Source organism: Pseudomonas sp. CBS (assembly GCF_024734645.1).
Taxonomy (GTDB): Bacteria; Pseudomonadota; Gammaproteobacteria; order Pseudomonadales; family Pseudomonadaceae; genus Aquipseudomonas.
Genome location: NZ_CP102929.1, coordinates 4,815,678 through 4,841,563, shown reverse-complemented (window position 1 = coordinate 4,841,563; position 25,886 = coordinate 4,815,678). Strand labels below are relative to the sequence as shown.

The following is a 25,886-nucleotide window of genomic DNA, read 5'->3' as shown; positions in this document are numbered from 1 at the left end:
GATCTTATTAACCTTTAAGCTGGGCCAGGGCGCGGTAATCCGCTCCCAGCGTGGCCTGTAAAATCTCTTTCGGATAATCGTCGGTCACTACCGCTTCGCCCATTCGGCGCAACAGCACCAGTCGCAGTCGACCGTCGATCACTTTCTTGTCTATTGCCATATGTTCGAGAAAATCTGCCTCAGTCATCTCCTCGGGAGGAATGACCGGTAACCCGGCGCGCTGGAACAGGCGGATCCCGCGATCACGCTCCTGGACGCTGATCCAGCCCAGGCGTTGCGACATCTCCAATGCCATCACCGTGCCAGCCGCTACGGCCTCTCCATGCAACCACACACCATAGCCCATGTGAGTCTCGATCGCATGGCCGAAGGTGTGGCCGAGGTTCAGCGTGGCGCGCACACCGGACTCACGTTCGTCGGCATTTACCACCAAAGCCTTGGCAGCGCAGGAGCGGGAAATCGCTTCGGTCAGCGCCACCTGGTCGAGGGAGCGCAGCGCGTCGACATGCTCTTCAAGCCAGGTCAGGAACGGCTCGTCGCAGATCAGGCCGTACTTGATGACTTCCGCCAGGCCCGCCGACAGCTCGCGGGGCGGCAGGGTATTGAGGGTGGCGGTGTCGATCAGCACGACATTCGGCTGATAGAACGCGCCGACCATGTTCTTGCCCAGCGGATGGTTGATACCGGTCTTGCCGCCCACCGACGAATCGACCTGGGACAGCAACGTGGTCGGCACCTGGATAAAGTCCACGCCGCGCTGGTAGCAGGCGGCCGCAAAGCCGGCCATATCGCCGATCACGCCGCCGCCCAGCGCCACCACGGTGGTGCGACGGTCATGACGGGCAGTCAGCAGGCCATCAAAGATCAGTTGCAGGGTTTCCCAGGTTTTGAAGGCCTCGCCGTCGGGCAACACCACCGAGATCACCGAGTACGCCGCGAGGCTGCGGCTCAGACGCTCAAGATACAGCGGCGCAACCGTTTCATTGGAGATGATCGCCACTTGCCGCCCGGCAATATGCGGTGCGAGCAACTCGGGCTGGTCCAACAAACCTTCGCCAATATGGATCGGGTAGCTGCGCTCGCCAAGATCGACCTTAAGTGTCTGCATGTGTCCCCGCGTTGAAGATGAAAGCAGGCGTCCTGCCCTACATTAACGTTGTCGGCATCGTCGGGATCTGACGTCGCCTGATGGCTCTACGCCACAACTCGGACGGTCATGGCGCGCCGCCGAGGATAGCGCATTTCGGCTCTGGCTTTAACGGGGCGGCAACTGTGCCAGGCGCTCAAGAATGTCGAGAACGACCATTCGCGGCGGCCGCTCATCGGTTTCCACCACCAGATCGGCGATTTCCCGATACAGCGGGTCGCGCAGCGTCAGCAGGTCCCGCAGGGTTTTTGCCGGGTCGGCGGTACGCAACAACGGGCGATTGCGATCGCGAGCGGTGCGGCCCACCTGCTGCTCGACAGACGCGTGCAGATAGACCACGCGACCGCCGGCGTGCAGCGCCCGGCGATTCTCGTCGCGCATCACCGCGCCGCCGCCGGTGGCCAATACCACGCCGTCACAGCCGCACAGCTCGGCAATCATCGCTTGCTCGCGGTCGCGAAAGCCCAGTTCGCCTTCCTTATCGAAGATCCACGGGATATTGGCGCCCGTGCGCAATTCAATTTCCTTATCGGAGTCTTTGAATGGCAGGCGCAGCTCTTTGGCCAGCAAACGGCCGATGGTGCTTTTTCCAGCCCCCATCGGTCCAACAAGAATCAAATTTCGCACAGAATCAACGACTCACAGCAATCGCCTGGTTATTCATAATACGCGGAGTCAGGAATACCAGCAGCTCGGATTTTTTCTCCGAAACCACATCCCGCCGGAAAAGGCGGCCAAGATACGGCACATCGCCCAAAAATGGCACTTTATCTACCACTTTGCTTTGAGTATTGGAGAAAACCCCGCCAATCACGATGGTCTCGCCGTCCCTCACCAGCACCTTGGCGTTGACCTCGTTTTTCTTGATCGGCGGCACGTCATTGAGCTTGTTCAGGTAGTCGGGCTCGTCCTTGGTGACCTTGACCTCCATGTTCACCCAGCCGTCCGGGGTGATTTGCGGCGTTACCTCCAATGACAGCGAGGCTTCCTTGAACGACACCGAGGTGGCGCCGGTGGAGCTGGATTCCTGATAGGGAATCTCGGTGCCCTTGAGGATTCGTGCGGTTTCCTTGTCGGAAGTGACGACTTTGGGCTGTGAGACGATTTCACCGTTACCGGTTTTTTCCATGGCGCTAAGCTCCAGGTCCAGCAACAGGTTGTCGGTGATAAAAGCGATCCCCAGGCCGGCACTGCCGTTGACCGTGCCCATATCAACAAAGGGCGAGCTGGGCGGGTTTTCAGGCGGCTCGGCGCCCTCGGCCAGCGGTTTCCTGATCCCGCCAGCGCTCCAGTTACCCCGATTCATCTGCCCGCCCCAGCGCACCCCCAGGCTTTTGTCGTAATCCACATTGGCCTCAACGATCCGCGCCTCGATCATCACCTGTCTTACCGGAATATCCAGTTGCGCCACAATCTTGCGCAGCTCCTCCAGCCGCTCCTGGGTCTGGTAGGCGATGATGTTGTTGGTGCGATCATCCACCGCCACCGAGCCGCGCTCATCGGTGGCACCTTCCAGGCCCACGGCCGACTGGAAGAGCTTGGCCAGGTCCGAAGCCTTGGCGTAATTCACTTGCAGCAGCTCACGGCGCAGCGGCGCCAGCTCGGTCATTTGCTTGCGCGACTCCAGCACCAGCAGCTCCCGGGCGGCCAACTCCTCGGCCGGCGCGACCAGCAGCACATTGGCCGTCACACGTTTATCCAACCCCTTGGTTTGCAGCACCAGGTCCAGCGCCTGGTCCCAAGGCACGTCCTTGAGGCGCAAGGTGATCGCCCCCTGCACGTCGTCGCTGGCCACCAGGTTGAGGCCGGCAACGTCGGCAATCTGCTGCAACACCGCGCGCACTTCGATGTTCTGGAAGTTGAGGGACAGCTTGTCGCCGGTAAATGCCACGCGATCGGTACTCAGAGGCGTATTGCCCGGTGGCGGCAGGTGAATCAGGTCGATTCGATTGGGCACAGCCATGACCATCGGTGCCGTGAACGCTATCCATAGCGCCACACCGAAGGACGAAAAAGTCCTTTTCATTGTTTGTTTCCGTTATGAGTTAACGTTCAGTGCAAGGGTTTGCGAGCGTTCCAGCCAAGCGCCCTGGCCATCCGGGAAAAGCTCGGCCAGTTCGACATGGGAGTTGTGGATTGCCGTGATACGCCCATGGTCCGGCCCCAGGTAATCGCCGATTGCCAACCGATGGATAGACGACGCGCCGCGCAGCAGTGCGAAGGTTTGTGTACCCAGGGACAAGGTTCCAACCATTTCAAACTGATCCAGGGCGACGCTTTCAAGTACTCCGCGCGGCCTGGCGAAATCAGGTCCCGCGGCCGGTCGCCCAACGGGCCGCACTCGCTGACGAGAGGGCGACTGAAAAGGATCGCGCAAGGATGAAAAATCGTAGGCAACCGGCTCGGCAAGCGCCAGCGACGGTTGGTGCAAATCAGCCTCCAGATCATCATCCGCTTGACGGTTGTAGCGATAAGTCTTCGCCACCAGGCTGAGGCGCAACCCTGAGGGTTCAACATGGCTGAACGCCAAGTCATGCACCGTGACGATCCTTGGCATGCCAGCCATGCCGCTGATGAACGCCGCCAGATCGTGAAAAGTCCCGGTCACGCCAATCTGCATGGGCGACTCGATGTACAGAGTGCGAGGCTGGTCATCCAGCAGGTCGATGGCGTCCAGCGCCAGGCCATTGGCGGCACTCAGGCGGCCTATGTCTTCAAGCAGGCCGGGCACTTCGGTATCGGCAGGCAACTGCCGCAACAGATTGGTGAAACGGCCTTGCATCGTTTTGAAGTCGCGGGCCTGAGACTCCAGTCCGGCCACCTGAACGGTCTTCAGCGCAACCTGCTGCTCAAGCGCCACTTCCTGCGCCTCCAGCTGGCGCAATTGCTCTCGCGCCCCACTCAAGTAGAAGCTGTTGCCCGCTATCCACAGCAGGCAAACCACCGCACCACCCAGCAAAGCCTTGCCCGGCAGCGGCCAGTCGGCGGCGTTTCGGTAGAGCTGGGCGATGTCGAGTTCCGTCAGCCTTCGCAGGCCTGACGCCCCCCTCATTGGCCTACCTCATCCGAATCACCATGGCGAACCGTCAACTGAAAGCCATTGCCGTCGCCCGCTTGGGCGCCACGAACCCGTTGAAGCCGGGGCGACTGCAAGTCGTCGGCAGCCTCGAGACCACGCATGAACTGAGCAACGTCCTGGTTCGATTCGGCAGTGCCGCTGATCGAGACAGAACCACCATCAACGCTGACTTCACGCAATTGCACACCTTCCGGCACGGCACGGGCCAGTTGATCCAGCAACTGAGCACCGGCCGAACGGTCGTCCTGCAAACCCTGCACAACTTTCATCCGCTCCATCAGCTGCTGGCGTTGCTCATGCAACTCGTCGATCGCTTTCATTCGCGAGTCGAGCCCGGTCACGCCCTGGCTCAACTGGCTGTTGCGGGCCAATTGCCGATCAATTGCGCGATCGATCACCTGGTCTGCGAGCCATACCGCAACCAGCGCCACAGCCGCAGCAACCAGCAAGAACACCAGAAAATACTTGCGCCGCCGCTCATTCCGTTCTGCGCGCCACGGCAGCAGGTTGATTCGTGTCATCAGTCGAAACTCCTCAGGGCCAACCCGCAGGCCACTCCCATTCCCTGGGCATCCACGGCCCATTGCGCGCCATCGACACGACGGCCCGGCGTGATGCTGTCCGAAGCCTGCCTGCCCGCGCGAGCCAATGCAAATGCTTCGACATCCACGATGCGCGTCCCCAGGCCCGCCAGGGCCAAAACCGCCTCACGGGCCTCGACCTGTTCCTTGAGGCAGGCAACCAGCAGCACATCGACGCTTTGCGAGTCATGGGCCGACGGGCCCTGCACCTGAAAGTCGATGGCCACATCCTCCAGCGGATAAGGAATGTACTGGTCTGCTTCCCCGTGGATTCGTTGCACCATTTCTGCATCAGTGAGCCCGGCGTCCATCTCGAGCACACGGGTGATTACCGAAGGCCCGGCGACGGCCACGGCAGCCTGTCGGAGGGAGGTATGCACCTGTGCCAGTGCTCTGGAAAGGGCCTGCGCGACGGCATCAAAATCCACCACGCTACTGTCGACCACCGCATGGGCCGGCAGCGGCTGCATGGCGTAGCCGCGGACGCTGTAGCCGCTGCCTGAAACCTCGAGTTCCACCAGCTTGACGCCGGCGTCATTGATGTCGATACCCAGGACGGCATCGGCTTTTCGCCTGAAAAATCCCTTTATCATAAAACTCCCCAAAACTTTCCCTGTCTTACGGACTGATTGTTGCCAGGCTTCCTGCATTCGGTCGGCTTGTGTGAGCGGCACGAATGACGCCCGAAGCCGAAAAATGCTTTAATGCCCAGCGTTTTTTCCCGCGTTTATCTGCTGGCCGGGTCGATCCACCGCTTGCCGTGCATGCCCCGACGCCTAACCCATTCTTTTCCTTGGAAATCCAAAAGCCTTGATTCGTCTGCTGAAGTTTTTCGGGTACTCCATTGTCGCGATCGTCTGCGGGCTGATGCTCGTGCTCAGCGGGGCCTATCTCTACCTTAGTCCGGGTTTGCCCTCCGTAGAGGCCCTGAGAAGTATCCAGTTGCAGATTCCTTTGCGGGTCTATAGCAGCGATGAAAAACTGATCGCGGAGTTCGGCGAAATGCGCCGTACACCGATCCGTTTCGCCGACATTCCACCCAATTTCATCAACGCCCTGCTGTCGGCTGAAGACGATAATTTCGCCAACCACTATGGCGTTGACCCAAGCAGCCTGGTGCGGGCCGCCACGCAGCTGGTAAAAAGCGGACACATTCAGTCCGGTGGCAGCACCATTACCATGCAGGTCGCGAAGAACTTCTTCCTCACCAGCGAACGCAGCTTTTCCCGCAAGGCCACGGAAATCCTCCTGGCGCTGCAGATCGAACGTCAGCTGACCAAGGACGAGATCCTTGAGCTGTACGTCAACAAGATCTACCTCGGCAACCGCGCCTACGGCATCGAGGCGGCTTCGCAGGTTTACTACGGCAAGTCGATTCGTGACGCCAGCCTGGCGCAGATGGCGATGATTGCCGGCCTGCCCAAAGCCCCTTCGCGCTTCAACCCGCTGGCCAACCCGGCGCGCAGTAAAGAGCGCCGCGACTGGATCCTGGGCCGCATGTACAAGCTGGGCAAGATCGACCAGGCCGCATACGAAAGTGCGGTGGCCGAGCCGTTGAACGCCAGCTATCACGTGCCGACGCCGGAAGTGAATGCCCCTTATATCGCCGAAATGGCCCGTGCCGAGATGGTCGGCCGTTATGGCAGCGAGGCGTACACCGAAGGCTTCCGCGTGACCACGACGATTCCTAGCAACCTGCAGGAAATCGCCAACAAGTCAGTACACGATGGCCTCGTCGCCTACGACCAGCGCCATGGCTACCGCGGCCCTGAATCACGCCTGCCGGGCAAGACCCTGAGCGCCTGGACCGTCGAGTTGGGCAAACAGCGCCCGATCAGCGGCCTTGAGCCCGCCATCGTCACTCAGGTGAAGAAGGATGGCGTGCAGGTACTGACCCGCACCGGCGAAGAACATGTGTCGTGGGACAGCATGAAATGGGCTCGCCCGTTCCTGAACACCAACAGCATGGGTGCGATGCCCAAGCAGCCGTCGGACGTGGCGCAGGTCGGCGACCTGATTCGTGTGCAGCGCCAGAAGGACGACAGTCTGAAATTCAGCCAGGTGCCGGTGGCACAGGGCGCCCTGGTGTCGCTTGACCCGCAGAACGGTGCGATTCGCGCCCTGGTCGGCGGGTTTGCCTTCGAGCAGAGCAACTACAACCGCGCCACTCAGGCCAAGCGCCAGCCGGGCTCCAGCTTCAAGCCGTTCATCTACAGCGCCGCCCTGGATAACGGCTACACCGCCGCCAGCCTGGTCAACGATGCGCCGATCGTGTTTGTCGACGAGTACCTGGACAAGGTCTGGCGTCCGAAGAACGACACCAACACCTTCCTCGGCCCGATCCGCGTCCGCGAAGCGCTGTACAAGTCGCGTAACCTGGTGTCGATCCGCTTGCTGCAGGCGATGGGCGTAGGCAAGACCATCGACTACATCACCCGCTTCGGCTTCAACAAATCGGACCTGCCGCCCAACCTGTCCCTGGCACTGGGTACCGCCACGCTGACGCCGATGGAAATCGCCACCGGTTGGAGCACCTTTGCCAACGGCGGCTACAAGATCACCCCGTACCTGATCGACAAGATCGAAAGCCGTAGCGGCGAAACACTGTTCACCGCCAACCCGCCACGGGTACCGGGCGATGTGGTCAATGGAATTGCAGCCACTGACGGCCAGACAGCACCGACCAACGGCGGCATCACCATCGAGCCGACGCCAGGCGAAGCCCCGGCAACCGGAACCCCCGCCGCACCACAAGCACCACAAGCGCCGGCCGTGGCCGAACGTGTTGTGGATGGCCGCACCACCTACATCCTCAACAGCATCCTGGAAGACGTGATCAAGAAAGGTACGGGGCGTCGCGCCCTGGCCCTGGGCCGCTCCGACATCGCCGGCAAGACCGGTACCACCAACGACTCCAAGGATGCATGGTTCTCGGGCTACAACGCCGACTACGTAACCACCGTATGGACCGGTTACGACCAGCCGGAAAGCCTCGGTCGCCGGGAGTTCGGCGGCACCGTCGCGCTGCCGATCTGGATGAGCTACATGGGGGCTGCGCTGAAGGATATGCCGCCGCATACCCAGCCGGAGCCGGAAGGCATACTCAGCCTGCGAATCGACCCGGTCAGCGGTCGTGCGGCAGCGCCGAGCACGCCGAATGCGTACTTTGAGCTGTTCAAGAGCGAGGACACGCCGCCGTCGGTCAACGAACTGGGCAACGGCGTTGCACCGGGCAGCCCGCTGCCGGCGGATGAGGCGGCCCCGATCGACTTGTTCTAACACGCAGATCCAATGTGGGAGCGGGCTTGCTCGCGAAAGCGGAGTATCAGGCTCAGATGGGCCGACTGACACACCGTCTTCGCGAGCAAGCCCGCTCCCACAGTTGGATCACCGCCAGGCTCGAGCCAATTGCCAGCCACAAAAAAAGCCCCGACTCGCAAGAGCCGGGGCTTTTTTGTTGGTGCGCTACAGCGGCTTAGCCGTTGAACACATCGTCCACGCTTTTCAGCGGGTAGTTCTTCGGATACGGCAGGGTAGCCACGCCAGTCTCGATCGCAGCTTTAGCCACGGCATCGGAGATCAGGGTGATCAGGCGCTTATCCATTGGTTTCGGGATGATGTACTCACGACCGAATTCCAGTTTCGCACCGCCGTAGGCGTCACAGACGTCCTGCGGTACCGGCAGCTTGGCCAGTTCGCGCAGGGCGTTGGCGGCAGCCACTTTCATTTCTTCGTTGATGCGCTTGGCGCGAACGTCCAGGGCACCACGGAAGATGAACGGGAAGCCCAGTACGTTGTTGACCTGGTTCGGGTAGTCCGAACGGCCGGTGGCCATGATCACGTCGTTACGAGTGGCGTGGGCCAGTTCCGGGGAGATTTCCGGATCCGGGTTGGAGCACGCGAACACGATCGGGTTGGCCGCCATGGATTTGAGGCCTTCGGCGCTCAGCAGGTTCGGGCCGGACAGGCCAACGAACACGTCTGCACCGTCAAGGGCGTCAGCCAGGGTACGCTTGGAGGACGGATGCGCGAACATCGCCTTGTACTGGTTCAGGTCGGTACGCTCGGACTGCACAACGCCCTTGCTGTCGACCATGTAGATGTTTTCCAGCTTGGCGCCCATGCTCACCAGCAACTTCATGCAGGAGATGGCCGCAGCACCGGCGCCCAGGCAAACGATCTTGGCTTCGCCGAGGGTTTTGCCAGCGATTTCCAGGGCGTTGATCATGCCGGCCGCGGTAACGATCGCGGTGCCGTGCTGGTCATCGTGGAATACCGGGATGTCGCACTGTTCGATCAGGGCCTTTTCGATCTCGAAGCACTCAGGTGCCTTGATGTCTTCCAGGTTGATGCCACCGAAGGTGATGGAGATGCGCTTGACGGTGTCGATGAAAGCCTGCGGGCTTTCGGAATCCACTTCGATATCGAATACGTCAATGCCGGCGAAGCGCTTGAACAGCACGCCTTTACCTTCCATGACTGGCTTGGACGCCAATGGGCCGAGGTTACCCAGGCCGAGGATCGCGGTGCCATCAGAGATCACTGCAACCAGGTTGCCTTTGCCGGTGTACTTGTAGGCCAGTTCAGGATCCCGGGCGATTTCACGTACGGGCTCGGCAACGCCAGGGCTGTAGGCCAGCGACAGGTCGCGGGCGGTGGCAGTGGCTTTGGTGAGCTCTACACTCAGCTTTCCTGGACGAGGATGGGCATGATATTCGAGAGCGGCAGTTTTCAAATCAGACATATCGGCATTCCGCTTTTACTGTTGGTCGACGGACCGCCGAGGATACGCGTGTCGCAAAGTCCCCACAAGACTGGGCAGTCACAGGTGTCAAGGGCCCTGCCCTACGACTTTTGGCCAAGAGCCACGAGATACAAGGGCTCAACTGTTCACAATCGCATTAAAAAATGTCTACAATTTTCTTCTTACGGTACCCGCTGAAGCATGCCGGGATCGGTCAGTGGCAGCAGCCAGCGCGCCTGGCCTTTTTTCAGGCCGCCGCGTCGGGAACGGTCCAGCACCCAGCCGCGCGCCTCGATGGATTGGCCCTGCAAACCCTTCAACAGCACACTGTCGAACGTGGCCACCTGATTGGGCGCAATGCGTAATACCAGTGAGCCCTGCAACTCGATCCAGACTCCGCCGCGATTGCGTTCGATTTTGCTCACCTGGCCGCTGACCACCGCAAAGCCCGAGCGCCGGATCTTCGCCGCATCTATCACCGGTGACTGGCGCCACAGCCCCAACCGGGCCTGGCGGGCGCTGCGTTCGGCGGCTTGCTGGCAGGCCACCAGCTCCACATTCGGCGCGACGGCCACCTGGAATCCGAGGCCTTCGGCGAGCAACTGCGCCTCCAGGTTTTCGCCATTGGCGCCGTAAAGATGGGCCAGGGTGCGACCGTAACGGTCCTTGCTCTCCCGTCCGGGCACCACGCCAACGCGCCCACCACTCGCATCCACCAGGCTTTGCAGGCGCTCGCGAGCGGCCACGGCGAAGGGCTCGTCAGTGCGGCCCTTCTTGCCGGTTTCCGGGGCATTGACGCCGATCATGCGCACGCTGCGGCCGTCCTTGAGGCGCACCGTGTCGCCATCCACCACCCGCTGCACGCCGAAGGTAGCAACATGGCCGGGCGCCGGGCAGAACACCTCGGCCTGGGCGGGCGCCAGCCAAATCGCAGACACAAAAAAGGCGCCCACAAGGGACGCCTTTTTCATCAACGAGGACAAGCCATACAGGCCATCCAAGCGGACCAGCCTTACTCGGCTTTAGGAGCAGCTTTAGCGCCGAAAGCACCGAAGCGGGTCTTGAAGCGGTCAACACGGCCGCCAACATCCAGAGTCTTCTGCTTACCGGTGTAGAACGGGTGGCACTCGTTGCACACGTCGATTGGCAGAGCTTTGCCGAAAGTCGAACGGGTTTCGAACTTGTTACCGCAGCTGCAGGTAACGTCGATGGCAACATAGTTTGGATGGATATCGGCTTTCATGGTGTATTCCTCAGGCTAGCGTGCCGCCAATCAACACTATTGTTGAATACCGCACGTAATTAGGCCGCGGATTCTACCAGACCTTTTTAAACGCGCAAGAAGCACTACGGCCCCTTTCATCAGAAAAGCGCGGCATACACAAGGCCCTGTGGGAGCGGGCTTGCTCGCGAAGGCGGCGGGTCAGCCCCCCTATCTGTCACTGATACACCGTTTTCGCGAGCAAGCCCGCTCCCACACAGGACACCTCCACCGCTGGTCTGCTAGGCTCCCGCCCTTCTTCGCCGCCCGTCATATGAGAACCCCCGCGTGCCCGACGCCATTTTGCGCCTCGCCCTGCCCTCGCCCCTGCGCCGCCTGTTCGATTATCGGGCCCCTGCCGGTGTATTGCGGTCGCAGCTGCAGCCCGGCATGCGTGTGCGCGTGCCGTTTGGCCGGCGGGAGATGATCGGCATCCTGGTGGAAGTCGCCGATCACAGCGAAGTGCCCGCCGAGAAGCTCAAGCCCGCCGTGGCGATCCTCGACAGCACGCCGCCGTTGCCGCCCGCGCTGTTCAAGCTGTGCCTGTGGACCTCGCAGTATTACCAGCACAGCCTGGGTGACACCCTGAGCTGGGCGCTGCCGGTGCTGTTGCGCCAGGGCGAGTTGGCCGAGGCGCGCCAGGAGCGTTTCTGGTCGATGGTGCCCGGGGCGCGAATGGATGACCCGCGAATCGCACGCGCTCCGCGCCAGCGTGAAGCTCTGGCAACCCTGGCCCAGCATCCCCATGGCGTCGCCCATCAGCTGTTAAGCAAGCTGATGCTGAGCAAGGACAGCCTGGACTTGCTACTCGCCAAAGGCCTGGTGCAGGTGGAGATCCGCAAGCACGCCCCCGGCGAGCGCCACGAACACTGGCTGGCTCAGCCGGAATTGCCGCTCAACCCCGAACAACGCGCCGCCTACGAGGCAATTCGCGCCGGCTTCGACAGCTTCCACGCGTTCCTGCTGGCCGGCGTTACCGGCAGCGGCAAGACCGAAGTCTATTTACAGCTGATCCGCGAAACCCTCGAGGCCGGCAAACAGGCGTTGGTGTTGATCCCCGAGATCAACCTCGGCCCGCAAACCCTGGCGCGCTTCGAGCAGCGCTTCAACGCGCGCATCGCCCTGGTGCACTCGGCGGTCAACGACCGCGAGCGCCTGGAATCCTGGCTCGCCGCCCGGGACGGCGAGGCCGACATTATTATTGGTACCCGCTCGGCCCTGTTCACTCCGATGAAAAATCCCGGGCTGATCATCATCGACGAAGAACACGACGGCTCCTATAAACAGCAGGAAGGCCTGCGCTACCACGCCCGCGACCTGGCACTGGTGCGGGCCCGCCAGGAAAACATCCCGATCGTGCTGGGTTCGGCCACGCCCTCCCTGGAAAGCCTGCACAACGCCTACACCGGTCGCTACGGCCTGCTGCGTCTCAACGAGCGGGCCGGCGGCGCCAAGCAGCCACGCTTCCTGCGCCTGGACGTGAAAAGTCGCCCGCTGGACAGCGGCATTTCCGGGCCGATGCAACAAGCCATAGGCCAAACCCTCGCGGCGGGCCAGCAAGTGCTGGTGTTCCTCAACCGCCGGGGTTTTGCGCCGACGCTGCTGTGCCATGACTGCGGCTGGATGTCCGAGTGCAATCGCTGCGATGCGCGAATGACCGTACACCAGCGCTCCGGCGAGTTGCGCTGCCATCACTGCGGCCATGTGGAACGAGTGCCGCGTCACTGCCCGCAATGCGGCAAGGTCGACTTGCGCCCGGTGGGCGCAGGCACCGAGCGCGCCGAGGAGCGGCTGGGCATTCTGTTCCCGGATTACCCGGTGCTGCGGGTCGACCGTGACAGTACGTCGCGCAAGGACGCGATGAATCAGCTGTTCGCCACGATTCAGAAGGGCCAGCCGTGTATTTTGGTGGGCACCCAGATGCTTGCCAAAGGGCATCACTTCCCACGGGTGACCCTGGTGTCGATCCTGGATGCTGACGGAGGACTGTTCTCCGGGGATTTCCGCGCCAGCGAGCGCATGGCGCAGCTGATCGTACAGGTCGCAGGCCGTGCCGGTCGGGCTGAAGAGCCGGGCAAAGTGATCATCCAGACGCACCTGGCCGACCACCCGCTGCTGATTCAACTGACAGAACAAGGCTACTTTGCCTTTGCCGAACAGGCCTTGAGCGAACGCCGCTCGGCCGGCTTGCCGCCCTTTGCGCATCTGGCGCTGCTGCGGGCCGAGGCGCACAAGCCGGGGCAGGCCGAAGGTTTCCTGGATGAAGCGTGCAGCGAGGCTGAACGTTTGCTGGGGGAGCTGGGTCTGACCGGCATTGAGCTATTGGGCCCGGTTCCAGCACCGATGGAACGCCGCGCCGGGCGTTACCGCGCCCAGCTACTCTTGCAAGCCAGTGCCCGCGCCCCGCTGCATCGTTTATTAAGCAGCTGGTTACTTGCCCTGGAGCAAATGCCCAGCGGGCGACAAGTGAGATGGTCGTTGGACGTAGACCCGGTAGATTTGTACTAAACCCCTGTGGCGAGGGAGCTTGCTCCCGCTGGGCTGCGTAGCAGCCCCAAAAAAGCCGGGAGCGCTACGCACTCCAGCGGGAGCAAGCTCCCTCGCCACAGCAAGCTCCCTCGCCACAGGTTAATCGTCCGTCAAGGTCCAGCGAAGGTTGGCAAGCCCGCCCTCGCCACGGATAATGCCCAGTTTTTCCACCTGCGCATCGCGCGCCACCGCTTGCGGTCGAAAGAGAACACCATGAAAGACACCATTCGCCAGCTGATCCAACAAGCCCTCACCCAACTCGTCAACGAAGGTGTGTTGCCTGAAGGCCTGTCGCCGGCGATCCAGGTGGAAAATACCCGTGACAAGACTCACGGTGATTTCGCCAGCAACATTGCGATGATGCTGGCCAAGCCGGCCGGCCTGAAGCCTCGCGACCTGGCGGAAAAAATCATCGCCGCGCTGCCGGCCGACCCGCAGGTGACCAAGGCTGAAATCGCCGGCCCGGGCTTTATCAACTTCTTCCAGAACACCCAGGCCCTGGCTTCGCGCCTGGACGCGGCCCTGGCGGATGCCAAGATCGGCGTACGCAAGGCCGGCCCGACACAGCGCGTGGCCATCGACCTGTCGGCACCGAACCTGGCCAAGGAAATGCACGTGGGCCACCTGCGCTCCACCATCATCGGTGACGGCGTGGCGCGGGTCCTGGAGTTCCTCGGCGACGACGTGATCCGCCAGAACCACGTGGGCGACTGGGGCACCCAGTTCGGCATGTTGATGGCCTATCTGCAGGAAAACCCGATCACCAGCAATGAGCTGTCGGACCTGGAGAACTTCTACCGCGCCGCCAAGAAGCGTTTCGACGAATCCGAAGAATTCGCCGACCGCGCCCGTGGCCTGGTGGTCAAGCTGCAAGCCGGCGATGCCGAATGCCTGGAGCTGTGGGGCCGCTTCCGCGAGATTTCCCTGTCCCACTGCCAGGAAATCTACGAACTGCTCAACGTCAAATTGACCATGGCCGACGTCATGGGCGAAAGCGCCTACAACGACGACCTGATCAACGTGGTCAACGACCTCAAGGCCAAGGGCCTGCTGGTTGAGAGCAACGGCGCCCAGTGCGTGTTCCTCGAAGAATTCAAGACGGCCGACGGCGACCCGCTGCCGGTGATCATCGTCAAGGCCGATGGCGGCTACCTCTACGCCACCACCGACCTGGCCGCCGTGCGCTACCGCAGCGGCGTGCTGAAAGCCGACCGCGCCCTGTATTTCGTTGACCAGCGCCAGGCCCTGCACTTCCAGCAAGTGTTCGAAGTGGCGCGTCGCGCCGGTTTCGTCACCCACCCGATGCAGATGGAACACATGGGCTTCGGCACCATGAACGGCGCCGATGGCCGCCCGTTCAAGACCCGTGACGGCGGCACCGTGAAGCTGATCGACCTGCTGAACGAAGCCCAGGACCGCGCCTACAACCTGGTGAAGGAAAAGAACCCGGAGCTGGCCGAAGCCGACCTGCGCAACATCGCCCGCGTGGTGGGGATTGGCGCGGTGAAATACGCCGACCTGTCCAAGCACCGCACCAGCGACTACAGCTTCAACTTCGAGCTGATGCTCAACTTCGAAGGCAACACTGCGCCGTACCTGCTGTATGCCTACACCCGGGTGGCCGGTGTGTTCCGCAAGCTGGGCAAGGACTTCAGTGAAGTCGAAGGCCAGATCAACCTTGAAGCGCCGCACGAGCAGGAACTGGCGGCCAAGCTGGCGCAATTCGGCGAAGTGCTGAACAGCGTCGGCGAGAAAGGCACGCCGCACATCCTCTGCACCTATTTGTACGAAGTCGCCGGTTTGTTCTCCAGCTTCTACGAGAACTGCCCGATCCTGACCGCAGACGACGAAGCCCAAAAGCAGAGCCGCCTGCGCCTCGCCGCACTGGCAGGACGGACCCTCAAGCAAGGCCTGGAATTGTTGGGCCTGGAAACTCTGGAGCGTATGTAAGTTGGCTGCCAAGAAAAAACCTGCACCCAAGCGCGGCGCCAGCCGCTACCAGGCACCTGCGAAGAAACCTATTCCGGGCTGGTTGTGGATGGCGATCGGCCTGACGGTCGGCGCGTTTGTCGTGTTTCTGATGAAACTGGACCCGGGCAAGGGCGATGACGTCAAACGGGTCAAGCAAGAGCAGCAGAGGGCCACGAAAATGGCCGAAGCGAACAAGACCGTCCCGAGCCCGACTGCGCCGGTGAAGCCGAAGTACGACTTCTACACATTGCTGCCGGAATCGGAAGTGATCGTGCCGCCGGACGCCGTGCCGGAGAAAACCCTGCCGACGCCGCAGCCTGTGCCGACTACGCCGGTTACCCCGGCCGAAGCAGCGAAGATCGACACGGCCCGGGCCCAGGCTGCGCTGGCCGGGATTACCCCGCCGCCACCGCCGCCGGTTGCCACCACCAAGGCCGCGCCGGTGACCAAGTTCTTCCTGCAGGCGGGCTCGTTCCCGAAACAGGCGGATGCGGACCGCGTGCGTGCGCAGATTATTTTGCTGGGGCAGGCAGTGACGGTGGAGTCGGGCACTGTGAAGGATGCGACCTGGTATCGCGTGCTGGTAGGGCCGTTCAGCAACCGTGAACAGCTGACCGTGGCGCAGAAACAACTGGCGGGGGCAGGGTTTAGCAACCTGTTGTTACAACAACGCCAGAGCCGCTGATTCCCGGCACACAGCAGTACCTATGTGGGAGCGGGCTTGCTCGCGAAGGCGCCAGACCAGTCAATATTTCCAGTGACTGGCACACCGCATTCGCGAGCAAGCCCGCTCCCACATTTGATTTTCATCGCCCTCAGGACCGGGTCCGACACATAAACACCACTCGTCCGCCCTCCCGTCCTACAGTTGAAATCCCCCCCGCCACCCCCATATGAGTTCCATCAGGGCATTTTCGCCCCGCAGCGTGGAGACTCTCCCCTTGACCACCATCGTTTCAGTTCGCCGCCACGGCAAAGTCGTCATGGGCGGCGACGGCCAGGTTTCACTTGGCAATACCGTGATGAAAGGCAACGCGAAAAAAGTCCGTCGCCTGTACCACGGCCAGGTCCTCGCCGGTTTCGCCGGCGCCACCGCTGACGCCTTTACCCTGTTCGAGCGCTTTGAAGGCCAACTTGAGAAGCACCAGGGCCACCTGGTCCGTGCCGCCGTCGAACTCGCCAAAGAATGGCGCACCGACCGCTCCCTCAGCCGCCTCGAAGCCATGTTGGCCGTCGCCAACAAAGATGCCTCGCTGATCATCACCGGCAACGGCGACGTGGTTGAACCCGAAGAAGGCCTGATCGCCATGGGTTCCGGCGGCGGTTACGCCCAGGCCGCTGCCAGCGCCCTACTGAAGAAAACCGACCTGTCGGCCCGGGAAATCGTCGAGACGGCCCTGGGTATCGCTGGCGACATCTGTGTCTTCACCAACCACAACCTGACCATTGAGGAGCAGGACCTCGCCGAGTAAGCCGCAGGCTTATTCCCGCTTGAGGACCGCCAATTACTATGTCCATGACTCCCCGCGAAATCGTCCATGAACTCAATCGCCATATCATCGGCCAGGACGATGCCAAGCGCGCCGTTGCCATCGCCCTGCGTAACCGCTGGCGCCGGATGCAACTGCCCGAAGAGTTGCGCGTTGAAGTAACCCCCAAGAACATCCTGATGATCGGCCCGACCGGTGTCGGTAAAACCGAGATCGCCCGGCGCCTGGCCAAACTGGCCAACGCTCCGTTCATCAAGGTCGAAGCCACCAAGTTCACCGAAGTGGGCTATGTGGGCCGTGACGTCGAGTCGATCATTCGTGACCTGGCCGACGCTGCCCTGAAGCTGCTGCGCGAACAGGAAATGACCAAGGTCAGCCATCGCGCCGAAGACGCCGCTGAAGAACGCATCCTCGACGCCCTGCTGCCACCGGCACGCATGGGCTTCAACGAAGACGCCGCGCCGAGCTCGGATTCCAACACCCGCCAGCTGTTCCGCAAGCGCCTGCGTGAAGGCCAACTGGACGACAAGGAAATCGAGATCGAAGTCGCCGAAGTGTCCGGCGTCGACATCTCCGCACCGCCTGGCATGGAAGAAATGACCAGCCAGTTGCAGAACCTGTTCGCCAATATGGGCAAGGGCAAGAAGAAAAGCCGCAAGCTCAAGGTGAAGGAAGCGCTGAAACTGGTGCGTGACGAAGAGGCCGGGCGCCTGGTGAATGAGGAAGAACTCAAGGCCAAGGCCCTGGAAGCGGTCGAGCAGCACGGCATCGTGTTTATCGACGAGATCGACAAGGTGGCCAAGCGCGGTAATTCCGGCGGCGTCGATGTCTCCCGCGAAGGCGTGCAGCGCGACCTGCTGCCGCTGATCGAAGGCTGCACCGTCAACACCAAGCTGGGCATGGTCAAGACCGATCACATCCTGTTTATCGCTTCCGGTGCGTTCCACCTGAGCAAGCCGAGCGACCTGGTGCCGGAGCTGCAAGGCCGTCTGCCGATTCGCGTTGAGCTGAAAGCCCTGACGCCAGGCGACTTCGAACGCATCCTCAGCGAGCCCCATGCGTCGCTGACCGAGCAATACCGCGAATTGCTTAAAACCGAAGGCTTGGGCATTGAGTTCCTGCCGGACGGAATCAAGCGTTTGGCCGAGATCGCCTGGCAGGTCAACGAGAAGACCGAGAACATCGGTGCCCGTCGTCTGCACACCCTGCTTGAGCGCCTGCTGGAGGAAGTGTCCTTCAGTGCCGGCGACATGGCGGGCGCGCAGAATGGCGAGGCAATCAAGATCGACGCCGACTACGTCAACAGCCACTTGGGCGAATTGGCGCAGAACGAAGATCTGTCTCGTTATATCCTGTAAGGCTTACGCAGGAACCGCTCTGCTTTAATGTGGGAGCGGGCTTGCTCGCGAATGCGGTGGGTCAGTTTATGCAACGGTGACTGACCCACCGCATTCGCGAGCAAGCCCGCTCCCACAGTTTAAAGCCGGTTCCTTCAGGATCATCTATGAGCGGTTCCCCAAATGACCAAACTGCCTACCGCCATCAACCTGCACAAAGCCTCCAAGACCCTGGGCCTTACCTACGGTCCTGACGAGGTGTATCAACTGCCCGCCGAATTCCTTCGCGTGCACTCCCCCTCCGCCGAGGTCCAGGGCCACGGCAAACCGATCCTGCAATTCGGCAAGCTCAATGTCGGTTTGACCAAGATCGAACCCGCCGGCCAATACGCACTGAAATTGACCTTCGACGACGGTCATGACAGCGGATTGTTCACCTGGGACTACCTCTATCAACTTGCCGTGCGTCAGGACGCACTGTGGGCTGACTATCTTGCCGAGCTGAAAGCCGCCGGAAAAACCCGCGACCCGAGCCAGTCGGTCGTGCGGCTGATGCTCTAGCTCAGGCCTCTTGCTCATTAGTGGGCATTTTCTAATTCCATCTGCTTGAATGCCCCTCTGTCGTGGCCAACGATTGGCCCGCTTGCGAAAAAAATTAAACTCGGGTAACCAATGGAACTGGCAAGTTCCCTGCATTTGACGATGCGGTATTAACGGTCACCCGAGCAGTAGTACCAGGCTGTGCTGTGTGGCAAGTAGTGGTACACAGCGGTACCCGGTACTCGTCTGTCGGACAATGGAGCGTCGTAGATGAGTAACAAGAACAACGATGACTTGAAACGCCAAGCCTCGGAAAACACCCTGGGGCTGAACCCGATCATCGCGTTACGGAAAAAGGATTTACTGGCATCCGCTCGGATGGTGCTGACCCAGGCCATCAAACAACCGTTGCACAGCGTCAAGCACGTCGCCCATTTTGGCGTCGAATTGAAGAACGTGGTGTTCGGCAAATCACAGCTGACACCCGAGGCCGACGACCGCCGCTTCAACGACCCGGCGTGGACCCAGAACCCGCTCTACAAACGTTACCTGCAAACCTACCTGGCGTGGCGCAAGGAGCTGCACGACTGGATCGGTGACAGCAACCTGTCGGAGCACGACATCAGCCGCGGCCACTTCGTCATCAACCTGATGACCGAAGCCATGGCGCCCACCAATAGCGCGGCCAACCCGGCGGCAGTCAAACGCTTCTTCGAAACCGGCGGCAAGAGCCTGCTGGACGGCCTGTCCCACCTGGCCAAGGACATGGTGCACAACGGCGGCATGCCAAGCCAGGTCAACATGGGCGCCTTTGAAGTGGGCAAGAGCCTGGGCACCACCGAAGGCGCCGTGGTGTTTCGCAACGATGTGCTGGAGCTGATCCAGTACCGGCCGATCACCGAGCAGGTGCACGAACGCCCGCTGCTGGTGGTGCCGCCGCAGATCAACAAGTTCTATGTATTCGACCTGAGCCCGGACAAGAGCCTGGCGCGGTTCTGCCTGCGCAATAACCAGCAGACGTTTATCGTCAGCTGGCGCAACCCGACCAAGGCCCAGCGCGAGTGGGGCCTGTCGACCTACATCGAGGCGCTGAAAGAAGCGGTGGATGTGGTGAGCGCGATCACCGGCAGCAAAGACATCAACATGCTTGGCGCCTGCTCCGGCGGCATTACCTGCACCGCCCTGCTGGGCCACTACGCGGCGCTGGGCGAGAAGAAGGTCAACGCCCTGACCCTGCTGGTGAGCGTGCTGGACACCACCCTGGACACCCAGGTGGCGCTGTTCGTGGACGAGCAGACCCTGGAAGCAGCCAAGCGCCACTCCTACCAGGCCGGTGTGCTCGAAGGCCGCGACATGGCCAAGGTATTTGCCTGGATGCGCCCCAATGACCTGATCTGGAATTACTGGGTCAACAACTACCTGCTGGGCAACGAGCCGCCGGTGTTCGACATCCTGTTCTGGAACAACGACACCACCCGCTTGCCGGCCGCTTTCCACGGCGACCTGATTGAGCTGTTCAAGAACAACCCATTGGTTCGCGCCAATGCCCTCGAAGTGTGCGGCACGCCGATCGACCTGAAGCAGGTCACCGCCGATATCTATTCGTTGGCCGGCACCAACGACCACATTACGCCGTGGCAGTCCTGCTACAAGTCGGCGCAGCTGTTTGGCGGCAAGGTTGAGTTTGTGTTGTCCAGCAGCGGGCATATCCAGAGCATCCTGAACCCGCCGGGCAACCCCAAGTCGCGTTACCAGACCAGCGACACGATGCCGGGCAAGGCCCTGGACTGGCAGGAGAACGCCACCAAGCACACCGATTCGTGGTGGCTGCATTGGCAGGCGTGGCAGGCGGAGCGGTCGGGCAAGTTGAAGAAGGCGCCGACGGCGTTGGGTAATAAAGCGTACGCAGCGGCTGAAGCGGCGCCGGGCACTTATGTACATGAACGATAAAGCACACACACTTTTGTGACTGGAACGGGATCAACTGTGGGAGCGGGCTTGCTCGCGAAGGCGGTGTGTCAGTTGATGCATCTGGAGACTGATTCACCGCCTTCGCGAGCAAGTCGAATCGTCGCACCGCCGCTCCCACACTGACCGAGTTCCGACAGGGAATAGCGCGCCATTTTGCAGGGTAAGCCCATGCCGCAACCGTTTATCTTCCGTACCATCGACCTGGATGGCCAAGCCATCCGCACGGCGGTACGCCCGGGCAAGCCTCACTTGACGCCGCTGCTGATTTTCAACGGCATCGGCGCCAACCTTGAGCTCGTGTTTCCGTTCGTCCAGGCCCTGGACCCGGACCTGGAAGTGATTGCCTTTGATGTGCCAGGCGTCGGCGGCTCGTCGACTCCCAGCCGGCCTTATCGCTTTCCCGGGCTGGCCAAACTCACCGCGCGCATGCTCGATTACCTGGACTATGGCCAGGTCAACGCGGTGGGCGTCTCCTGGGGCGGCGCGCTGGCGCAGCAGTTCGCCTATGACTACCCGGAGCGCTGCAAGAAGCTGATTCTCGCCGCCACCGCTGCCGGCGCCTTTATGGTGCCGGGCAAACCGAAAGTCCTGTGGTTGATGGCCAGTCCCCGGCGTTATATCCAGCCGTCCCATGTGGTGCGCATTGCCCCGATGATCTACGGCGGCTCCTTCCGTCGGGATTCCAAGCTGGCCGCCGAACACGCCAGCAAAGTGCGTTCGGCGGGCAAGCTGGGCTACTACTGGCAACTGTTCGCCGGGCTTGGCTGGACCAGCATCCACTGGCTGCACAAGATCAAGCAACCAACCCTGGTGCTGGCCGGCGATGACGACCCGCTGATCCCGCTGATCAACATGCGCATGCTGGCCTGGCGCATACCCAACGCTCAACTGCACATCATCGACGACGGTCATCTGTTTCTGATTACCCGGGCCGAGGCCGTGGCGCCGATCATCATGAAATTTCTCCAGGAGGAACGCCTGAGGGCGGTGATTCACCCGCAACCCGCCCTATGAGCAAGCCCTCCGTAGCAGCTGTCGAGCGCCAGCGAGGCTGCGTCAGCCGCGACTCGGTCCTGCGCCAGGCTCATCATCGGCGGCGCGCTCAACGCAGCCTCGCTGGCGCTCGACAGCTGCTACGGAATTACGAATCACGGGGGTTACAGGGAAGAAATTTTGGTCACGCATAGGGTCACTTGGCCAGAACCGACTATGGTTCTGAATTGGCGTGCTTGTTGATGGCTTGACGAAGGAGTGTTGGCGCATGCGAGAAAGACCCGTATCGAACCCGGTGCCCACACCCGCCGCGTTCATCAATGCACAAAGCGCGATCACCGGCCTGCGCGGCCGGGATTTGCTCTCGACTCTGCGCAGCGTTGCCGCACATGGCTTGCGCAACCCGGTGCACACCGCCCGTCACGCCCTGAAGCTGGGTGGGCAATTGGGCCGTGTGCTGCTCGGGGAAACGGTGCACGAGCCGAACCCGGCCGACAGCCGTTTCGCCGACCCGACCTGGCAGCTCAACCCGTTTTATCGGCGCAGCCTGCAAGCCTATTTGAGCTGGCAAAAACAAACCCGGCACTGGATCGACGACAGCAACCTGAGCGCCGACGACCGGGCCCGGGCGCAATTTGCCTTTTCCCTGCTCAACGATGCGGTTTCGCCCTCCAATACGTTGCTCAACCCGCTGGCGGTCAAGGAGTTGCTCAACTCCGGCGGCAACAGCGTGGTGCGGGGTGTCAGCAATCTGTTCGATGATCTGCTGCACAACAACGGCTTGCCGCGGCAGGTCACCAGGCAGGCCTTTGAAGTCGGCAAGACGGTGGCTACCACGCCCGGCTCGGTGGTGTTTCGCAACGAACTGCTGGAGCTGATCCAGTACAAGCCCATGAGCGAAAAACAGTACGCCAAGCCGCTGCTGGTAGTGCCACCGCAAATCAACAAGTACTACATCTTCGACCTGAGCCCGAACAACAGCTTCGTCCAGTTCGCCCTGAAAAACGGCCTGCAAGTATTCATGGTCAGCTGGCGCAACCCGGATGTACGGCATCGCGAATGGGGCCTTTCCACCTACGTAGCGGCTTTGGAAGAAGCGCTGAACGTGTGCCGCGCAATCACCGGCGCCCGCGAGGTCAACTTGATGGGCGCCTGCGCCGGTGGCCTGACCATCGCTGCGCTGCAAGGCCACCTGCAGGCCAAGCGCCAGCTTCGTCGCATCTCCAGTGCCAGTTATCTGGTGAGCCTGCTGGACAGCCAGATCGACAGCCCCGCCACCCTGTTCGCCGACGAACAAACCCTGGAAGCCGCCAAGCGCCGCTCCTATCAACAAGGGGTGCTCGATGGACGCGACATGGCCAAGGTGTTCGCCTGGATGCGTCCCAACGACCTGATCTGGAATTACTGGATCAACAACTACCTGCTGGGCAAGGAACCGCCGGCCTTCGACATCCTGTACTGGAACAACGACAACACCCGCCTGCCCGCCGCACTGCATGGCGACTTGCTGGACTTCTTCAAGCACAACCCGCTGAGTCATCCCGGTGGCCTGGAAGTTTGCGGCACGCCCATCGACTTGCAGAAGGTCACGGTGGACAGCTTCAGCGTGGGCGGGATCAACGACCACATCACGCCGTGGGACGCGGTGTACCGCTCCACCCAACTGCTGGGCGGCGACAAGCGCTTCATTCTGTCCAACAGCGGGCATATCCAGAGCATCCTCAACCCGCCAGGCAATCCCAAGGCGAACTACGTCGAGAACCTCAAGCTGAGCAGCGACCCGCGTGCCTGGTACTACGACGCCGCTCATGTCGAGGGCAGTTGGTGGCCCAATTGGCTGGCGTGGATCCAGCAGCGCTCCGGTGTACAGCGCGAAACCCTGACCGCCCTGGGCAACCAGAATTACCCACCGATGGAAGCGGCGCCGGGCACCTATGTGCGGGTCCGCTGAGCCCAACGAAGACCTTAAGAAGACTGGATGAAGACCCGCGACCGTATCCTTGAATGTGCCTTGCAGTTGTTCAACCACAAGGGCGAGCCGAACGTGTCGACCATGGAGGTGGCGAATGAAATGGGGATCAGTCCCGGCAATCTCTATTACCACTTCCATGGCAAGGAGCCACTGGTGCTCGGGCTGTTCGAGCGCTTCCAGGCCGAATTGGCGCCATTGCTCGACCCGCCTGACGACGCCCAACTGGCGGCCGAGGATTACTGGCTATTCCTGCACCTGATCGTGGAGCGTATGGCCCACTACCGGTTTCTGTTCCAGGACTTGTCGAACTTGGCGGGGCGCCTGCCGAAACTGGCCAAGGGCATTCGCAACCTGCTGACGGCGCTCAAGCGCACCCTGGCCTCGTTGCTGGCCAGGCTCAAGACGGATGGGCAATTGGTCAGTGACACCCAGGCGCTGGGGCAGTTGGTGGAACAGATCACCATGACCCTGCTGTTTTCCCTGGACTACCAACGGATTATCGACCGTGAGGGTGAGGTGCGGGTGGTGGTGTACCAGATCATGATGCTGGTGGCGCCGCATCTTTTGATGCCGGCGAGGATGGCGACGGAGCGGTTGGCGCTCAGGTACCTGGACGACGCGGACTAAAATGGGGGAGCGGGCTTGCTCGCGAAAGCGGTGGGTCAGTTACACATGCGTTGACTGACACTTCGCTTTCGCGAGCAAGCCCGCTCCCACATTGGATTTGTGTTGTTCTGTAGATTCCATAAAAAACGCCCGACCTTCGCAGGCCGGGCGTTTTTATGTGTCCTGTAAAAATCAGGACTGACTGGTAGGCGTCGGGGTTGCCGGCGTTGCAGTCGGGGTAGCAGCAGCCTGGGTCGGTGGGGTCACCGAGTTGGTCGCTGGCGCCGGGGTTGCAGGCTTGGCCGCTACCGCAGGCTTTGGCGCTGCTGGCTTTTTGGCTACGGCCGGCTTCTTCGCCGCAGCCGGTTTTGCCGCTGCAGGTTTTGCAGCCGCAGGTTTAGCGGCGGGTTTGGCAGCGGCCGGCTTGGCTGCAGGTTTCGCAGCGGCTGGTTTGGCAGCAGGTTTAGCGGCAGCGGTTTTAGCCGCTGGCTTGGCTGCGGCTTTTGCTGCCGGCTTGGCGGCTGGTTTTGCCGCAGGTTTTGCAGCTGCTTTAGCGGCCACTGGTTTAGCGGCAGGCTTGGCGGCCGGTTTAGCCGCTGCGGTTTTAGCCGCAGGCTTGGCAGCCGGTTTTGCAGCAGCTTTGGCCGGCGCTTTAGCGGCTGGCTTGACTGCCGGTTTGGCGGCAGCCTTGACCAGCGGTTTAGCGGCGGTTTTTGCAGCAGGCTTGGCCGCTGCAGTTTTCGCAGCCGGCTTGGCAGCTGGTTTAGCCGCTGCGGTTTTGGCCGCAACTGGCGCAGCTTTAAGGCCAGTGAGCTTTTCGATTTGCTTGGTCAAAGTATCGACCTTGCTGTGCAGCGCTTTCACTTCAGTACGGCTAGGTACGCCGAGTCGCGAAATGGCACTGTTCAGGCGCTTGTCAAAAGCCCCTTCCAGTTCGCCCCACTTATCGCTGATACGTGATTTGGCAGAACCGGCGGAAGCCTTTGCCGCATCGACTTGTTTACCCACTGTGCTCTTGGTCAACTTCTCGGCCTTCTCGCCGTCTTTAACCAAAGTCTCGAAGTATTTACCGCCGTCACTGCTCACCTTCGAGTACACGCCTAAACCGGCCAGCCAGATCTTGCGGGAGTATTTTTCAACTTCCCCGATCCACGAGCTGCCTTCTTTATCAGTAGTCTTTTTACCAGCCATCCCGTTGTCTCCTTAGTGTTTACGCGCGACACGTTCGAGCAATGCCGTCAGCTCATCGAGCTTAGCAGAGAGTGTCTCCACGTCATGTTTAGACGGAATGCCGATCCGATTCAAGGCACTTCCAACACGACTATCAAAAGCGCGTTCAACTTTATCCAGTTGCACTTCGACTCGACCTTTGACGCCGAAGACTTCGCTCTTGACTTGATCAATCTGACTGTTGGCAGCATCAAGTTGTTCAATCACAACTTTTTTGCCTTTACTTTCAATATGTTGACCAGTCTTAACGAGCTCTTTGAAGTACTCGGCGCCCTCGCTTCCAACCTTGGCATAAGCCCCCAAACCGGCCAACCAGATCTTGCGGGCATAGGATTTAACGTCAGTCAGAGCGTTAGTTCCGGTAGCAATTTTTTTCTTCAAAATAACTTTGGCCATGGTGCACCTCACGCATAAAGGGGGGAGGAACTGCCCACA

22 protein-coding genes are annotated in these 25,886 nt (G+C 61.2%); 11 read left to right on the top strand and 11 right to left on the bottom strand.

Annotated elements, in window-relative coordinates; translation table 11 throughout:
* Positions 1-7: 7 nt before the first annotated feature.
* The 6 genes from aroB to pilM all read right to left on the bottom strand — a co-directional run bounded on the left by aroB (position 8) and on the right by pilM (position 5,400).
* Positions 8-1,108, bottom strand: a complete 1,101-nt coding sequence (aroB, locus tag NVB75_RS22170; protein WP_258343324.1) for a 3-dehydroquinate synthase — start codon at positions 1,106-1,108, stop codon at positions 8-10.
* A gap of 147 nt (positions 1,109-1,255) precedes the next feature.
* On the bottom strand, positions 1,256-1,774 hold the full coding sequence (gene aroK / locus NVB75_RS22165; protein WP_003209345.1) for a shikimate kinase AroK: 519 nt from the start codon (positions 1,772-1,774) through the stop codon (positions 1,256-1,258).
* 4 nt (positions 1,775-1,778) lie between these two features.
* A complete protein-coding gene (locus NVB75_RS22160) occupies positions 1,779-3,116 on the bottom strand; it encodes a type IV pilus secretin PilQ (protein WP_258348712.1) in 1,338 nt (445 codons plus the stop codon).
* 69 nt (positions 3,117-3,185) lie between these two features.
* Positions 3,186-4,199, bottom strand: coding sequence for a pilus assembly protein PilP (locus NVB75_RS22155; protein ID WP_258343323.1), 1,014 nt, complete (start codon positions 4,197-4,199; stop codon positions 3,186-3,188).
* The gene (locus tag NVB75_RS22150; protein WP_258343322.1) at positions 4,196-4,747 is read right to left on the bottom strand and encodes a PilN domain-containing protein; all 552 of its coding nucleotides are present in this window, start codon (positions 4,745-4,747) and stop codon (positions 4,196-4,198) included. The genes NVB75_RS22155 and NVB75_RS22150 overlap by 4 nt, the downstream gene beginning before the upstream one ends.
* Entirely contained in the window at positions 4,747-5,400 is a 654-nt protein-coding gene (gene pilM / locus NVB75_RS22145) for a type IV pilus biogenesis protein PilM (RefSeq protein ID WP_258343321.1), read from the bottom strand. The genes NVB75_RS22150 and pilM overlap by 1 nt, the downstream gene beginning before the upstream one ends.
* Positions 5,401-5,620: 220 nt before the next feature.
* Here pilM and NVB75_RS22140 point away from each other — a divergent pair, with 220 nt between their 5' ends.
* Entirely contained in the window at positions 5,621-8,086 is a 2,466-nt protein-coding gene (locus tag NVB75_RS22140) for a penicillin-binding protein 1A (protein WP_375378949.1), read from the top strand.
* A gap of 196 nt (positions 8,087-8,282) precedes the next feature.
* Here NVB75_RS22140 and NVB75_RS22135 read toward each other — a convergent pair whose 3' ends face one another.
* The 3 genes from NVB75_RS22135 to rpmE form a co-directional block, all read right to left on the bottom strand.
* Complete coding sequence (locus tag NVB75_RS22135) at positions 8,283-9,551, bottom strand: malic enzyme-like NAD(P)-binding protein (protein WP_017478238.1); 1,269 nt, start codon at positions 9,549-9,551, stop codon at positions 8,283-8,285.
* Positions 9,552-9,733: 182 nt separating this feature from the next.
* Positions 9,734-10,522: a thermonuclease family protein gene (locus NVB75_RS22130; protein WP_258348711.1), complete on the bottom strand. Its 789-nt coding sequence runs from the start codon at positions 10,520-10,522 to the stop codon at positions 9,734-9,736.
* Between the two features lie 41 nt (positions 10,523-10,563).
* Positions 10,564-10,794: a 50S ribosomal protein L31 gene (gene rpmE / locus NVB75_RS22125; protein ID WP_003209330.1), complete on the bottom strand. Its 231-nt coding sequence runs from the start codon at positions 10,792-10,794 to the stop codon at positions 10,564-10,566.
* Between the two features lie 306 nt (positions 10,795-11,100).
* On the opposite strand from rpmE, the gene NVB75_RS22120 reads away from it, so the two are divergent.
* From NVB75_RS22120 to NVB75_RS22075, 10 genes are all read left to right on the top strand, one after another.
* Positions 11,101-13,320 carry a primosomal protein N' gene (locus tag NVB75_RS22120; protein ID WP_008439257.1) on the top strand — a complete coding sequence of 740 codons (2,220 nt, stop codon included), beginning with the start codon at positions 11,101-11,103 and terminating at the stop codon, positions 13,318-13,320.
* Between the two features lie 234 nt (positions 13,321-13,554).
* Entirely contained in the window at positions 13,555-15,291 is a 1,737-nt protein-coding gene (gene argS / locus NVB75_RS22115) for an arginine--tRNA ligase (protein WP_258343319.1), read from the top strand.
* Position 15,292: 1 nt separating this feature from the next.
* Positions 15,293-15,997: an SPOR domain-containing protein gene (locus NVB75_RS22110; protein WP_017478234.1), complete on the top strand. Its 705-nt coding sequence runs from the start codon at positions 15,293-15,295 to the stop codon at positions 15,995-15,997.
* 256 nt (positions 15,998-16,253) lie between these two features.
* On the top strand, positions 16,254-16,784 hold the full coding sequence (hslV, locus tag NVB75_RS22105; protein WP_003209323.1) for an ATP-dependent protease subunit HslV: 531 nt from the start codon (positions 16,254-16,256) through the stop codon (positions 16,782-16,784).
* A 38-nt stretch (positions 16,785-16,822) separates the two neighbouring features.
* Positions 16,823-18,160 carry an ATP-dependent protease ATPase subunit HslU gene (gene hslU / locus NVB75_RS22100; RefSeq protein WP_008439258.1) on the top strand — a complete coding sequence of 446 codons (1,338 nt, stop codon included), beginning with the start codon at positions 16,823-16,825 and terminating at the stop codon, positions 18,158-18,160.
* A gap of 162 nt (positions 18,161-18,322) precedes the next feature.
* Complete coding sequence (locus tag NVB75_RS22095; protein WP_017478232.1) at positions 18,323-18,700, top strand: gamma-butyrobetaine hydroxylase-like domain-containing protein; 378 nt, start codon at positions 18,323-18,325, stop codon at positions 18,698-18,700.
* Positions 18,701-18,949: 249 nt separating this feature from the next.
* On the top strand, positions 18,950-20,629 hold the full coding sequence (phaC, locus tag NVB75_RS22090) for a class II poly(R)-hydroxyalkanoic acid synthase (protein WP_017478231.1): 1,680 nt from the start codon (positions 18,950-18,952) through the stop codon (positions 20,627-20,629).
* 189 nt (positions 20,630-20,818) lie between these two features.
* On the top strand, positions 20,819-21,664 hold the full coding sequence (phaZ, locus tag NVB75_RS22085) for a poly(3-hydroxyalkanoate) depolymerase (protein WP_003209316.1): 846 nt from the start codon (positions 20,819-20,821) through the stop codon (positions 21,662-21,664).
* Between the two features lie 247 nt (positions 21,665-21,911).
* A complete protein-coding gene (phaC, locus tag NVB75_RS22080) occupies positions 21,912-23,594 on the top strand; it encodes a class II poly(R)-hydroxyalkanoic acid synthase (RefSeq protein WP_258343316.1) in 1,683 nt (560 codons plus the stop codon).
* A 27-nt stretch (positions 23,595-23,621) separates the two neighbouring features.
* Entirely contained in the window at positions 23,622-24,242 is a 621-nt protein-coding gene (locus tag NVB75_RS22075; RefSeq protein ID WP_258343314.1) for a TetR/AcrR family transcriptional regulator, read from the top strand.
* Positions 24,243-24,413: 171 nt separating this feature from the next.
* Here the strand turns inward: NVB75_RS22075 and NVB75_RS22070 are convergent, their stop codons facing one another.
* Together NVB75_RS22070 and NVB75_RS22065 are read right to left on the bottom strand one after the other, a co-directional pair.
* Positions 24,414-25,412 carry a phasin family protein gene (locus NVB75_RS22070; protein WP_258343312.1) on the bottom strand — a complete coding sequence of 333 codons (999 nt, stop codon included), beginning with the start codon at positions 25,410-25,412 and terminating at the stop codon, positions 24,414-24,416.
* Positions 25,413-25,424: 12 nt separating this feature from the next.
* On the bottom strand, positions 25,425-25,847 hold the full coding sequence (locus tag NVB75_RS22065; protein WP_258343311.1) for a phasin family protein: 423 nt from the start codon (positions 25,845-25,847) through the stop codon (positions 25,425-25,427).
* Between the last annotated feature and the right edge of the window lie 39 nt (positions 25,848-25,886).